We start from the raw sequence: 12,681 nt of genomic DNA, 5'->3' as shown, positions 1-12,681 counted from the left end.
ATATAAATCTTGCTTATGATATAGGTTGTTGCATAGATACTCTTGATCTCTGTTTGCTCGCCGCTCTCAAAAGCATTGATATATATAGATTATAGCTTTTGGACTGCTTGGTGATTGCGCGGAGCGCAGTGGCAAAGCCAATCGCATTACTTGTATCGCTTTTCTATATCAATTTCGTGATCCCCGCGGTAATTCTTAGCTTATCGATACACAATTCTTATATGATATAGATTTTTTATGCTTGGTATATCGATAAATATCAGTATAGATTTGTTGATATTGATTCTTGTTTTCTCTTGCTCCTCTTTGATCTATATATATCAATACTTTTAGCCTGATATTTTGGCTGCAACTCAAATCTACTCGTTATTTGATGAGCTTTTTTCTGTATCAGTATATAAGAATCTTTAATTTCATATTGTTGATTTTGATATAGATATAGTATATGATATAGATGTAGATGTAGATGAATAGATAAGGACTCGAACAATTTAATCGGTCTGGCAACGAACCAGGATAAATAATCACGGCGAACTATTAACAACACAATACATTTACCCCAAATGCCTATCATCTCTTTTTCTCTCAATCCTCAACAACAAGCTTTCGTTTCTCAATACATTGCACCGCTCTTTCACAACTCTTTTCTAGTTATCTCCTTCGAGGAGTTAGAAGCGATCTCTGATGCTTCTGAATCCGTTTTTAGCTTTGACCAATGGGAGCAACTTTGCTGCGATCTTCATTGGGCTTAAGCTTTTTTGGCGATTGCCTCTGCCACTGCCCTTCCTGCAATCGCTCTCCTGGTCGCCTTACTCTCTTCTCTTCTCATTTTTTGATTATCTGATTTAGTGTTCTTATAGTGTTTTCACAGTGCTATAATTACACTGTATCATCTCAACCTTCTTGTCACCCGTGACACAAAATACTTTTCCTGACAATTCTCAAGTCATCAATCTTCCGTCTCCAGACAAGTCTAATTCTTCTGGCGATACCGATCTCACCCCTAAAAGAATGACTATTTCTTTTTCTGCCGAACTCAATCAACATCTTGTTTGGTTGGCTCAACAACAGGGTATTTCTCAAGCTGAAGCTGTTCGCAAAGCTGTTGCTCTCGAATCTTATTTACGTCAGGCTCTTCAAAAACCTGGTGCTAAATTACTTATTGAAGATGAATCTTCCGTTCGCGAGATTATTATCCGCTAATCTCCTTCTATACTATTGGACTTCATCGTACCGCGAATGCACCTCAGCCCTGTTGTACTATGTGCTGTCTCTGGCAGAATCGCGCTTATAATCCTCAGTAAAATATCATTCCAACCCATGCTCAAAAGTTACGAAGCAAATCTCGAAAATGGTCAGATAAAATGGCTTTCAGACAAGCCAAAATCAACATCTGCCCGTGTTATTGTAACTATCGTTGAAGATACTTCACTACCAGTAAAACGTCGTGTTCCTCCTGCTTCTATTGCTGGTAAAGGTAAAACTTTAGGCAATTTGGTCGAGCCAATCGTTTCCGAACAAGATTGGCAATGTCTCCAATAATTGTTCTCGACACTCATATCTGGATTTGGTTTGTTACTCAAGAATTTTCTCGCTTCCCCTCGAATTGGCGAGAAGAAATTGAATTAGCAGAGCGAGTCGGTATTTCTCCTGTCTCTTGTTATGAAGTAGCATTAGCACACCAAAAAGGTAGACTAGAATTGCCTTGTAGCGTTGCCCTTTGGCTGGAAAATGCTCTAAAACCAACAGGTATTGAATTGCTTCCTCTAACTGCCAATATTGCCTTTCAAGCAGTCAGCTTGTCTCCCGTTCACAAAGACCCCTTCGACCGCCTGATTATTGCTACAGCTATCATCTATCAAGCTAAATTGGCTAGTATTGATGGTTTGTTTTCTCAATATCCCGAAATAAATCCCAACCTAATGCAATAGTTTATTCAGTTTCTTTTTTCTCAGACCAACCATATCGCGATCACTTTATCTATATCATTTCTTTTGACTTTTACTAATCTATAACGTTATACTATTGATATAGATGTTCATGCCTTATCTTTCTATCTATCATGCTCGATACTTCCTCTCCACAATACGAAAGAGCTATCCAATGCGCCCGTACTCAATGGCTCAAACGCCTCTTAGAAGAATTTCTTCCTCAGTTAATTCCTCTTACTAATAGCGATCGCGATCGCTCAAAAGCTAAACTGTTTGATGCTCTGCTCAAAGATAAGTTTGTTGAGCGTGGTCTTACTTCTCCCTCTCAACAAAAGAATCGTATTACCGATGTCAGAAATGCGATTAAGGTTTTTGACCCCCAACATCCTGTTTTAAGTGTTGTCGGCTTGTCTTCATCTGAATGGATCGAAATTAATTCTCAAGCTGCCTCTGTTACTCATCACCGTTCTACTCAATTCTTGGACAATCCCAATGCCATCGCCCAAACCAAACCGCTTTGGATTTACTCCAGAGCCATACTTGGTCTGATCTTGCTGCTGGTTTGGCTGTCGTCACTGGTCGTCGGGTTAGCGAAGTTCTTCAATCTGCTTCTTTTCAACTAGTTTCTCAATTTTCCGTCCTCTTTGTTGGGGCTGCTAAACGTCGTCACGAGTCTCTTCCTTTGGAATTTGAAATTCCTACTCTCGTTGAAGCTCCTTTGGTTCTTGATGCTATTTCTCGCTTACGTTCTCTTTTGGATACTCAAGGTCTGACCAACCGCCAAATCAATGACAAGTACGAACCTATTGTTGCTCGTGCTTGTGACCGCCACTTCCGTGATTTAGTTCCTACTAGAGATGGTAAGAATAATCTTTACTCTCATTTGTTTCGTGCTGTCTACGCTACTATTGCTACTCATTGGTTTTGTCCTCCCTCTGTTAGCGATTTGGAGTTTCGAGCCTACATCCAAGGACATTTTAAGATTCTCGACGAGAAGAATCCCACTAAACAAACCGACATGGCTTCTTCTCGTCATTACTGGGATTATAAAATTAGCGACGGTCATGGTAATGTTGACGGTCGTTTGGGTATTCGTCTCGATGAAGATGGAGTTGAGATTCTTAAGGCTTTTGCTCCTCAACCCCAAAAGACTACTACTACTGAAAATCTCGGTCGGCTCGTCAAAATTACTGTCACACAAAGCGATCGCTCTGCCCTGGCTCACATTCAAGAGCGGTTTGGTCTCCAAACGCGAGCCAATGCTAATCATTACGTTCTGAATCTTGCTCAATCTCTCATTGATACTGCTGAGCGCCTCAATCTTTCTCCTGAAGTTCTGCTCGAACGATTAGATAGTTTTGAAGACTCTTCTTCCTCTGTTTCCCCTTCCACAACTGCTACTGATATGGAAGAGAATCAAGAGCCTGTTTTCGCCACGGAAGACAGGGAACCTGTTACTGAATCAGAGTCAAAGGTTTCTCATACTCAAATCCTTTTTGAGAAGATGGATCAGCAATTAAACCAAATGAGTCAGCAGCAACTTTCTTTGGATAATTTAACTCATGCTATTGGCGAACTTGTTCGTGTTTTTGACCATAGTCTTTCTTCCATCTCTCCCACTCAGGTTCCTCAACAGCCAGCTAAGTCCTCTCCTCTTTCTCAGAGTGCATTGGTTCAATCAAGTAAACCAACACAGCAACCTCAAAAAACTCCCCCAAAACCACAATCTGAGGTTTCTGGACGCAAGTCACATTCGATGCAGGTTCGCCAGAAAGTCAATCAATATATTGATGCGATTATGGCTTTTAATGATGTCCTAGATCGTCCTCATGGCGAAAAATGGGCTATTAGTGTTGCTGGCTTAAAACGTTAGGGCGAACGCATCTTAATCGTGATAAAAAAGGAGTTAGGATAAAGATATTAAAATCAACTTATCTGATAAGTTGAAATAAGCCTAAATAACCCTTATATAAGAGAAAAAAAGGTGTATAAAGCTAATTTTGGCAGCTCAAAATTATGCTTGATTCTCCACTTGCTCAAACAAGCATTTCAACCAAAAAATGAGAGATGATTGCGGGTTCTTAAAGACCTAAAACTTTAGCCAAATATTGATTATCCCAAGCTGCCTTGAGTCTTTTATTAGCTACACCAACCTTGGCAGTCTTTTCCCTCGATAAAAGATTCAAAGCCATCTTTCTCAATTGGGATAGGTTTTCGGGGGCATGGTCGGAGTGGACTGGAGAATCATCCTCTTTAAAAGCTACGTCTAAGACCCAATGGACATTGTTCTCCACACCCCAATGACTGCGTACAGCATGAGCTAGTACTTGAGCATTACTGCTAAAACTGTTGAGATAATATCGTCTATTCGTTGTTGTTTCGCCATCGACTTTTCTGACAGATTCGATTAAGCCAATGCTTTGCAGACCAGACCATTTCGACTCATCAAAGAACAATTCTGTGACTGGCATTGTCCAATGACGACGTATTTCCGTTCTTCCATGACCCTTTTCGATAGTGCGATGGAAATCATGCTCTACCTCTGACCAATCACTCTCTTCTGCTTGGTCAAATAAATTTACTACCTCCTGGAAAAGATTTGGCTGATTTTCTTTCAATGCCAGACAATAATCAGCACCGTTATCTTGAATCAACTTAGCTATCTTCGTCTGAGTCCCCATCGCATCTATAGTTACTAAGCATCCACATAGTTCTAATACCTCGATTAATTCTGGGATTGCTGTAATCTCATTGGATTTATTCTTTACCTTTGTCTGACCTAGAACCAATCTTTGTTCTGTTGCCCATGCGTTGACTATATGAATCGCTTTTTTCCCTTTGCTCTTAGAGCCAGAATGTTTAGCCGTTTTGCCATCAATACTGATTATCTCTCCTGGAATTAGTTCTGATATTGATTTGACCCAATCTCGAAAACATTGTTCAAATTCTTTTGGGTCAATTCTCGCAAATACCCTCGAAATGGTGTCATGAGAAGGAATACCATTTGGTAGTTCCAAAAACTGCTGTAACCATTCTTCTTTGGCATTTCCGTATTGTTCCATTGCTACCCAATTATCGGCACCGCACAGCATTCCACAGATTGCAATAGCTAGAATATCGATTAGTTTATGGTCTTTGGTTCTGTCTATTCTGGGGTCGGTCAAATTGGTAAAATGATCTAACAAAGTAATCTTTGGCTTTAGCTTCATTCTCCCTTAGTTACGCTCTAGTTTCATACCAAATTAATTTATCATTTTCACTCAATTTAAGATGCGTTTGCCCTAGCTCAATACCAAGTATGACTTCTTAAAAGTATGTTCTAGTAGTTAGATGCGAATTTTAGTTTCTCAAAGCTGTTGTTTTCTTTGGAAGCGTTTGATTATTTTTTAACCTACATACTTATTTTCAATTAAAATATATTGCAAAGTTTTGTAAATATTTGGCTTGTTAATTGTCATGACTGAGTAATGACAAACAGAGGATATGTCATGACTGAGTAATGACAAAAAATTATTACAAACATAATATTCAACTTGGTTTAGCTATTTTATTAAATTTTTTTGATTTATTTGTCATGACTGAGTAATGACTGAGTAATGACAAATAGAGAATATGTCATGACAATCTATGTTTTTTCAGGATTTTCTAGATTTTTGAAAAAATCGCTTTTTTTTGTAGTACAGAATTAGCTAGCAATGTTAACTGCGGCATATTTTTGATAGCTTGTCTTTCTCCGAGAAAATCATTAATTTGAGAATATCGATGCATAACAAAACACATCGAGCCCATCACACTAATTAATAACTACAAAACAACTTCATGAGCTGATGAGCCAAACTGATGAATTACGAATTAGAGTTCCCAGAGAACTCAAACAAACCTTGAAAAGTTTAGCCAAGGCTAAAAATATTACTCTCAATGACCTAAGTATCTTGCTTTTAAATCAGCTGCTGAAAAGAAAACCCAACTTACTCTCTAGTTTGAATTCCTTAGTTGGTCGTCATCAAGCAGATCGAGAAATGCTTCAAAGCTATAACCGACTTCTCTCAAGCTATAGTCTGTTGATCTCAGAATCACCCGAAAATCGAAATCGCTTTATTTACAAAAGTAATTGCTTCATCGACGAAGCTCACAACTTTATTCAACAACTAGTCACAAAACATCAACAGCTTGAGGAATAATCGCTTTGATTGGAAAAGTTAGCCGAGGTCAAAATTTTAGTTCCACCATACGATATGTTTTAGGAGCCCAGAAAAAAGCCCAGGTTGTCTTTGCCAACTTGGCTGAAGCTTTTCATGGTGATGTTGAAACGATAGTTGATAGATTCTCTAACCAAGCTTCCCTCAACTTGCGTGTTAAAAAGCCTGTCTACCATTTATCTATTTCACCAGCCATTGATGACTCTCTCTCCAATGCTGATTGGTCTGAATTGGTTTTCGAGTTAGTTGATGAACTAGAACTGAACCATCATCAAGTGATTGCTGTGATTCACCAAGATACCTATTTTCCCCATAGCAACAAGTTGAGAAAGCATCTGCACCTAGTTGCCAATGCTGTCGGTTTTGACTGTCAATGTGCCAACTTTTATTATGACTATTACAAGATCGAAAATTTCCTCCGTAATTTTGAACAGCAGCGAAATCTGACCCAATTAGGATTTGATTGGACAAATTTTTGGTCTGCCAGAAACAGGGAAAAAACTCAACATCTCGATGGGACAAAAGATTATGGTCAAGAGTCGAAGCTAGTTAATAATCAACATGGTGCTTGGACAATGGGAGGAAATACGTCGCCAAACCAAAGGCTCCCCTACCAAGTTCCCCACACTCAATTACCAAAACAATCTCAGAAAGCATCTTCTATTTCGGCAGAAACAGTTTACAACAATTTTCTGAACTACTTTAAATCAGTTGATGAATTTTCTAATATTACTCACCAAGAAAAGTATCAAGTTGATAGTAAAACCTTTGGTGAAATTACTTTAAACTCCTCAAAAAATAACCAAACCATTTCATTAGTCAAAGACAATATACATATCTACTATGCCGAACTTCAAAATAATCAATGGCAAGAAAAAAAGAATATTTTATCTGCTCAGCAGATCGCGAAGCTCAAAAAATTGCCACAAACCCAAGAACAAGTGGCTGAAGATTATTCACCCAAATATTTAGCTAACTTATTACAGAATAGATTACTCGAATCAAACCAAATAGAAAAAACCATTAAATGGAAGTTTGATGATGAAAATAAAAGAGTTGGTTTTTATACTTTCAAAGTTACTCAAACATCTAATCCAGAACAGATTTTAATACTAGGTAAAGATGAAAATGATTTAGATATCTTTACAGCAAAAATCAAAAGTAATGGTGTGATTCATATTGCTAAAAATCAAATTCCCCTAAACCATATCCGCAAGTTAATCGAACAACAAAACCAATCAAGACCAAATCCAGAAACAGCCAAGTCTCATACAGAAAAGTTAGTTAGAAAACCCAAGAAAACATTAAAAAGATCTAGATAAAATGATTTCTTCTACCTCGACAATCAAAACTCATAGCTGGAATTTTCGGATTAACTCTTCTTAAACCCTAGTAAATAGAGTCAAAGAGAGTTAATAATAGAGTCAGCCAAAAAAAAGGAGCAGATTAAATGTTTTTCAACAAACTTAAACCTGAAGAGCCAAAACAGCAGCTACCAGTTGACGTAAATAACTATAGTCACAAAAAAAAGTGACTTGATGCCTTCTACTTGCTGGAGTAACTTTGTTTTTCAGCCCAACTAGACTATCCAAAAGCTAATCCTAAGCGATTACCAGTCGCTTACTACAAGTGGTAACACCAAATCCACTACCAATAAAATTATTTTATTAGCTTCAGGATAGCCTAATTATTGATGTTTAGGAAGGATGGCAGTCAATACTTCTCGTAGAAAAAATTTTTATTAACTGATGATGTTAGGAAAAAGGCTTAGATACAAAGGAATAAGGTAGAGCTAACGACGTAAGTAGATTCTTATAAAGGCTTATAAAGGGGAAAGAAACAAAGGAACAAAGGTCTACGCAAGTAGCAGATGAATCTTCCTTTCCCCGCTCAGAAGTAGCTTGACCCTTGACCCTGATGAAGACCTTTAACCTTTTCCCAGACATAACCAATCAATAAAGATACCTATAACTTGAAGTATTGAGTCAGCACTAGCTAGATTCGCCAACTTTCTTCAGTACAAAGTTACTTCCATAACAAATAGAAGGTTCACCCCGCAAACAATACAAACAGGTGAACCCCATGAAAAAATTCATTTCTAATCAGGATTATCGTACAAACTACCAAAATTATCCATCTGGACGACTGCAATCGCTACAGAATTCGCTACCACCACACTTCAAGAACACCTCTTGTGACTTGGGAGGTGTGGTATGAAATTTATTCCTACCAAACAAAACAACTCTTGCCCAATTTGCCAAAATACTTCTGGCGACTGTCGTCTAGGACAGAACAATCTAGTCCTCTGTCACAGTTATATCGAACAAGACTCAGGAATAGCTGGTTATAGATGGACTAAAACATCGTCTAATGGTGTTTGGGGCGTTCATGCCAGAGATAATGCTCAAGAGTTCAATCGGCAACAATACGAGCTTAATAAGCAAATTAGGCAAGACCAGAAGCGCAATCAGAAACAATTCTTAGCTGACAACGCCCTTAATGCTGATGGTCGAGATCTAGCTATCAGAAAATTAGCAGCCAAAGTTGGATTGAGCGATCGCGACCAACAATCATTATCTGCTCGCGGTTTATCTAAAGCTGAGATAACAGATGGTCTATTCTTCTCTATTGACCCTTGGAAACGATTTAATTTAGATTTACCAGAGAATTTACCAGGAGTACTTGGCGATAGATTTACTACCAGAGACGACGGTTATAGCTGCCCTGCATTCGATCAACACGGACGGGTTATTGGCTGGCAGTTGAGAGTACACGGAGTAACCGAGAGGAACAAATATCGTTGGGCTAAAAGTACCTTTTCTTCTCATCTTCCTAATGGTGAACTACCCGTCACCATAGTAAAGCCCATTGAGAATGCCTCGAAAACGCTTTATTTATCCGAAGGCATACTCAAACCCTATGTTGCCAGCAAAAGACATAATCTAGCCGTTTGTGGTGCTGCTGGTGGACATTTTCGGGGTAGTCCCGAACAACTTACACAAATCGTCTCTGATTATGAGCAATTGGTACTCGTTCCTGATGCTGGTGATGCTCTTAACAGCCATGTAATGAGACGTTGGTCGCAACAAATTGAGTTTCTCCAGCGATTTGGTAAGACCATTACAATCCTCTGGTGGGGGCAACTCAGCAAGGAGCAATTTGAAGATTTTGATGAGATTGATGCCGCCACTTTGGCTAATGCCCAATATCTATCGCCAACAGAATTTTACGAACTCGCCAAAAAGCAGCGATATCTTCAACAGCAATGGGATAACTGGAGAAACTATAAACAGTTTTCTCCCCAGATAAAAATTGAGAAAAAATATATTGAGTTTGGTTTACCACAATCGAACACTATTGCCTTGATTAATTCGGGATTAGGTTCGGGTAAAACCACCGAACTAATTAAGAATTTATTGTCGGTTCAAAACTATGGCATTATCGGTCTCGGATATCGCAATACTTTACTCTTGCAGTTCAACGAAAAAGCTAAACAGCTCGGATTTTACCATCTTCAGTCTGATAAGAATCTCAGGGAATTTAGTCTAGACGATCCTGGAGTCAAAGTTACTAACTGTATTGATAGCCTAATTCATTATGAACCAGACCAGTTTGACCACAAAATTGTTGTCATTGATGAGATTATTTCCGTACTTAAACACTTTCTGTTCTCATCCACTATCAAGCAATTTAGCCAGGTCAAACAGTTATTTACTGAGATGGTTAATCGCTGCGATCGCCTCATCTGCCTTGACGCTCATCTGCAAGACTGGGCAGTTAAATTCTTCCAAGAATTATGTCCCAGTAAGCAAATAGTAACCATTGAGAATACCCATCAAGGTGACAAGGCACAGATTTATCTACTTGAAGGTACTGTTGATATTGATGAGAAAATTCGAGTTAACGATCGCACTCCTTGGGTCCAAAAATTACTCAATAGTTATTGTCCTGTCATTGCCAGCGATTCTCAAGTTTTCTGTGAGTCAATAGAGAACTTATTACTAGAACAAGGCAGAACGGGCATTAGAATTGATTCTAAGACTGTCTCAGAGAACCACGTTAAAGAGTTCTTTACTAACCCCGAGCGGTACATTCGGGAACATCAACCAGAATACATAATTTATTCTCCCAGTGCCGAATCTGGTTTAGATATTCCCACTCAGGATTACTTCAGCGAGCATTTTTGCTTCTTTTTTGGCTGCTTAGATGTCGATAGCATGATTCAAATGCTCGGCAGGGTTAGAGATACCAATGTACCTAAATTTGTTTGGTGTAAGCAATTTATTCGGTCTGAAGATAGTATTCGTCGTCCTTCTAATGTTGAGAGCATTCAAGCTGATAGAGCGCGAGCGTTAATGTCAGAATTGCATTCAACTCTTAATAGTATTGAGTCTCCAGAAATCAAAATAGCCTACTTACAGCAAGTTTACCAAGATAATCTTGACCCCTACACCACCACTGCTGACACGATCACAGCTATCCGCAATCATGAGTTTAGTAATTATCGAAAATGCCTCAAACAACAACTGCTCAACTCTGGTTATCCAGTTGAAGCTGTCACTCTAGAATCAATTAGCCAAAGAAAGACAATCGCTAAGAAAGAAAAAGAAGCTCAGACCGAAGTTAAGCAGCAAAACAGTCAAGATATTTTTGCTGCCAGCGATAAATATCTGGGACAAAAACAAATCAAACTTGATTTTGATGCTAACTGGGAGACTCGCTGCGCAGTAATGAAGGCTGGTTTAGTTTCTCGACTTCCTGGCATTAATCACAATCGGATCTGGAGTCCCGATTTTATTAAACAAGTTAAATACGATCAACCCCGATTGATTAGACAATGCGAGCTATATCATCTACTCGAAAATCCCGATTTAGCTAAACAGTTATCGATTGAGAAATACAACCGAATATTTAATCAAGGTAACATTGATGCACCCTGGAAGCTGAGACAGGACTACTTAAAGATCAAAGCACTCAGAGATGTTGGCATCTACGATTTTATTCAAAACATTCTGGAACACCCAGAATATGTCTATGACGAGAAAACCCCTGAAGTTCGATCCATTCTCCAAAAATGTCAATACCAGAAACATCGGCAAGTTTTAGGCACTCCTGGTAAGACACCGATTAAATTCTTGAATAACCTCTTGCGCTCACTGGGGTTAGAAACCAAATCTCATCAAGCTCGCGATGAAAACGGCGTTCGTTATCGTTGCTATTCCATTAAGTCTGAATCTCTAATCGGTGAAGTAAGAAGAGCAATTCTACAAGCCATAAAATTGAAATATGACCAAAGAATCGACTCCAGTAATCAACTCCTAGAATGGCAACAAAATGCGACCCAACTGCCGACCAATCCCCCTCAAGAATGCGAGGTGCAAAATTCAGCTCCAACTATTGCTGCACATAGCGTTGACTCGGTCACACTTCACCCTGTTACTTTAAAAGAAAATACCCTACCAAGTGTGACACCTAATTTAAGCTTTTATCCCCCTGAGCCTCAAACCTCAGACCTAAAGACTACAAGTAAGATACAAAAAAATCAAAATCTCGGAGAGGTTCATCCTTTGGATACGGAGGAGGCGATTATTGATTTGGCAGACACCTTAAACGTTGTGGAGGATGAAGAAATGCTTCAATCAATTATTGATACACCAGGGATGACAAGAGTACGGTTAAATCGAGCTAGCCGACTGTTGTCAGTCCAGCAGCGGCAAAATATTAGGCAATGGGCGATTACGCTTCGCCCTCTCTTCATATTTAATTGACATCGCTATCTCCTAAACTTTTGGTTTTAATAAACGAGCAAAACCAGCCTGTTCAAAGTGTTTGTCTGAAGTAAATGCTTCTAAAATTCCTTCCTTTTGCATCACCACAAAACTAATACAATCCGTTAGCCCCCAATCCTTATCCAGTCTTTTTTCATATAAACTCAAGCCCGACTGAAATAAATCTTGATTTAACGGTATTACCCTTGTAGATTTCAATTGATAAATATTACGCAAAAAATTAACAGTATTTTTTTTATGTATTGGCAAACAAAGAGCATCTGCAACCTCCAGTAGAATAAAATCTGTTGTGATAAAGATATAATTTTTATCTACCAACTCCGAACGAACTATATGTGCTTTTTGATGCCAAACATCATCGATATTTAGTAGTGCAATCCAAGCAGCAGTATCGACAAAAACTTGATTCACTTATTCGACTTCCTTTTTGTCAGTGCCATATAAATAATGGTCGTGCTGAGCTGAAAGATCAGAAATTCCTGTATGAATCTTACAGCGTTCTAATAATTCACCCAAATCATCATGGTTATTCTTATATTTTTGACTTCGACTTTTTACCAATTCATATAACTCTTGTAACTCATCTTCTGAGAGAAATTCTAATTCAGTTTGAATTAATTCTTTAAAACCCATTGCTTCTGATTATTCTCAATTAGAAATTACCAAATACTCTATTTCTATGTTATCAATTACCTTTGACTACCTAGGAGAAGTGAGTCAAATAGAAAAATGAGTCAAATATTAAATCATTTGGTGTGATGC

The 12,681-nt window shown here is 38.5% G+C and carries 12 protein-coding genes; 9 read left to right on the top strand and 3 right to left on the bottom strand.

Going from position 1 to position 12,681, the window contains the following annotated elements:
• The first annotated feature begins 563 nt into the window (after positions 1-563).
• From PLEUR7319_RS0100380 to PLEUR7319_RS0100345, 6 genes are all read left to right on the top strand, one after another.
• On the top strand, positions 564-752 hold the full coding sequence (locus PLEUR7319_RS0100380; RefSeq protein WP_019503219.1) for a hypothetical protein: 189 nt from the start codon (positions 564-566) through the stop codon (positions 750-752).
• Positions 753-912: 160 nt separating this feature from the next.
• Entirely contained in the window at positions 913-1,203 is a 291-nt protein-coding gene (locus PLEUR7319_RS0100370) for a CopG family transcriptional regulator (RefSeq protein WP_019503218.1), read from the top strand.
• A 117-nt stretch (positions 1,204-1,320) separates the two neighbouring features.
• Entirely contained in the window at positions 1,321-1,542 is a 222-nt protein-coding gene (locus tag PLEUR7319_RS0100360; protein WP_019503217.1) for a hypothetical protein, read from the top strand.
• Complete coding sequence (locus PLEUR7319_RS0100355) at positions 1,530-1,931, top strand: type II toxin-antitoxin system VapC family toxin (protein WP_019503216.1); 402 nt, start codon at positions 1,530-1,532, stop codon at positions 1,929-1,931. The genes PLEUR7319_RS0100360 and PLEUR7319_RS0100355 overlap by 13 nt, the downstream gene beginning before the upstream one ends.
• A 131-nt stretch (positions 1,932-2,062) precedes the next feature.
• Positions 2,063-2,554 (top strand): hypothetical protein, encoded by a 492-nt coding sequence (locus PLEUR7319_RS42395; RefSeq protein ID WP_026102219.1) that lies wholly within the window; start codon positions 2,063-2,065, stop codon positions 2,552-2,554.
• Positions 2,449-3,804 (top strand): protelomerase family protein, encoded by a 1,356-nt coding sequence (locus PLEUR7319_RS0100345; protein WP_071592891.1) that lies wholly within the window; start codon positions 2,449-2,451, stop codon positions 3,802-3,804. The genes PLEUR7319_RS42395 and PLEUR7319_RS0100345 overlap by 106 nt, the downstream gene beginning before the upstream one ends.
• 208 nt (positions 3,805-4,012) lie before the next feature.
• Here the strand turns inward: PLEUR7319_RS0100345 and PLEUR7319_RS0100340 are convergent, their stop codons facing one another.
• Complete coding sequence (locus tag PLEUR7319_RS0100340) at positions 4,013-5,140, bottom strand: ISAs1 family transposase (RefSeq protein WP_019503195.1); 1,128 nt, start codon at positions 5,138-5,140, stop codon at positions 4,013-4,015.
• Between the two features lie 618 nt (positions 5,141-5,758).
• Here PLEUR7319_RS0100340 and PLEUR7319_RS0100330 point away from each other — a divergent pair.
• The 3 genes from PLEUR7319_RS0100330 (at position 5,759) to PLEUR7319_RS0100315 (ending at position 11,898) form a co-directional block, all read left to right on the top strand.
• Positions 5,759-6,112 (top strand): hypothetical protein, encoded by a 354-nt coding sequence (locus tag PLEUR7319_RS0100330; protein WP_019503214.1) that lies wholly within the window; start codon positions 5,759-5,761, stop codon positions 6,110-6,112.
• A gap of 5 nt (positions 6,113-6,117) precedes the next feature.
• A complete protein-coding gene (locus PLEUR7319_RS0100325) occupies positions 6,118-7,452 on the top strand; it encodes a relaxase/mobilization nuclease domain-containing protein (protein WP_019503213.1) in 1,335 nt (444 codons plus the stop codon).
• Positions 7,453-8,343: 891 nt separating this feature from the next.
• Positions 8,344-11,898, top strand: coding sequence for a plasmid replication protein, CyRepA1 family (locus PLEUR7319_RS0100315; protein ID WP_019503212.1), 3,555 nt, complete (start codon positions 8,344-8,346; stop codon positions 11,896-11,898).
• Between the two features lie 12 nt (positions 11,899-11,910).
• On the opposite strand, the gene PLEUR7319_RS0100310 is transcribed toward PLEUR7319_RS0100315, so the two are convergent.
• Both PLEUR7319_RS0100310 and PLEUR7319_RS0100305 read right to left on the bottom strand, forming a co-directional pair.
• A complete protein-coding gene (locus tag PLEUR7319_RS0100310; RefSeq protein ID WP_019503211.1) occupies positions 11,911-12,330 on the bottom strand; it encodes a type II toxin-antitoxin system VapC family toxin in 420 nt (139 codons plus the stop codon).
• Positions 12,331-12,552: a hypothetical protein gene (locus PLEUR7319_RS0100305; RefSeq protein ID WP_019503210.1), complete on the bottom strand. Its 222-nt coding sequence runs from the start codon at positions 12,550-12,552 to the stop codon at positions 12,331-12,333. It abuts the gene before it with no gap.
• Positions 12,553-12,681: the final 129 nt, after the last annotated feature.

Source organism: Pleurocapsa sp. PCC 7319 (genome assembly GCF_000332195.1).
Classification (GTDB): Bacteria; Cyanobacteriota; Cyanobacteriia; order Cyanobacteriales; family Xenococcaceae; genus Waterburya.
Note: the sequence above shows the minus strand (reverse complement) of the source record. Positions and strands in the feature narration are given on the sequence as shown.

Bases quoted from the DNA above. Each gene is read 5' to 3' on its own strand.
- PLEUR7319_RS0100355 (WP_019503216.1), top strand. From the start codon at position 1,530: ATGTCTCCAATAATTGTTCTCGACACTCATATCTGGATTTGGTTTGTT.
- PLEUR7319_RS0100330 (WP_019503214.1), top strand. From the start codon at position 5,759: ATGAGCCAAACTGATGAATTACGAATTAGAGTTCCCAGAGAACTCAAA.
- PLEUR7319_RS0100315 (WP_019503212.1), top strand. From the start codon at position 8,344: ATGAAATTTATTCCTACCAAACAAAACAACTCTTGCCCAATTTGCCAA.
- PLEUR7319_RS0100360 (WP_019503217.1), top strand. From the start codon at position 1,321: ATGCTCAAAAGTTACGAAGCAAATCTCGAAAATGGTCAGATAAAATGG.
- PLEUR7319_RS42395 (WP_026102219.1), top strand. From the start codon at position 2,063: ATGCTCGATACTTCCTCTCCACAATACGAAAGAGCTATCCAATGCGCC.
- PLEUR7319_RS0100305 (WP_019503210.1), bottom strand. From the start codon at position 12,552: ATGGGTTTTAAAGAATTAATTCAAACTGAATTAGAATTTCTCTCAGAA.
- PLEUR7319_RS0100340 (WP_019503195.1), bottom strand. From the start codon at position 5,140: ATGAAGCTAAAGCCAAAGATTACTTTGTTAGATCATTTTACCAATTTG.
- PLEUR7319_RS0100380 (WP_019503219.1), top strand. From the start codon at position 564: ATGCCTATCATCTCTTTTTCTCTCAATCCTCAACAACAAGCTTTCGTT.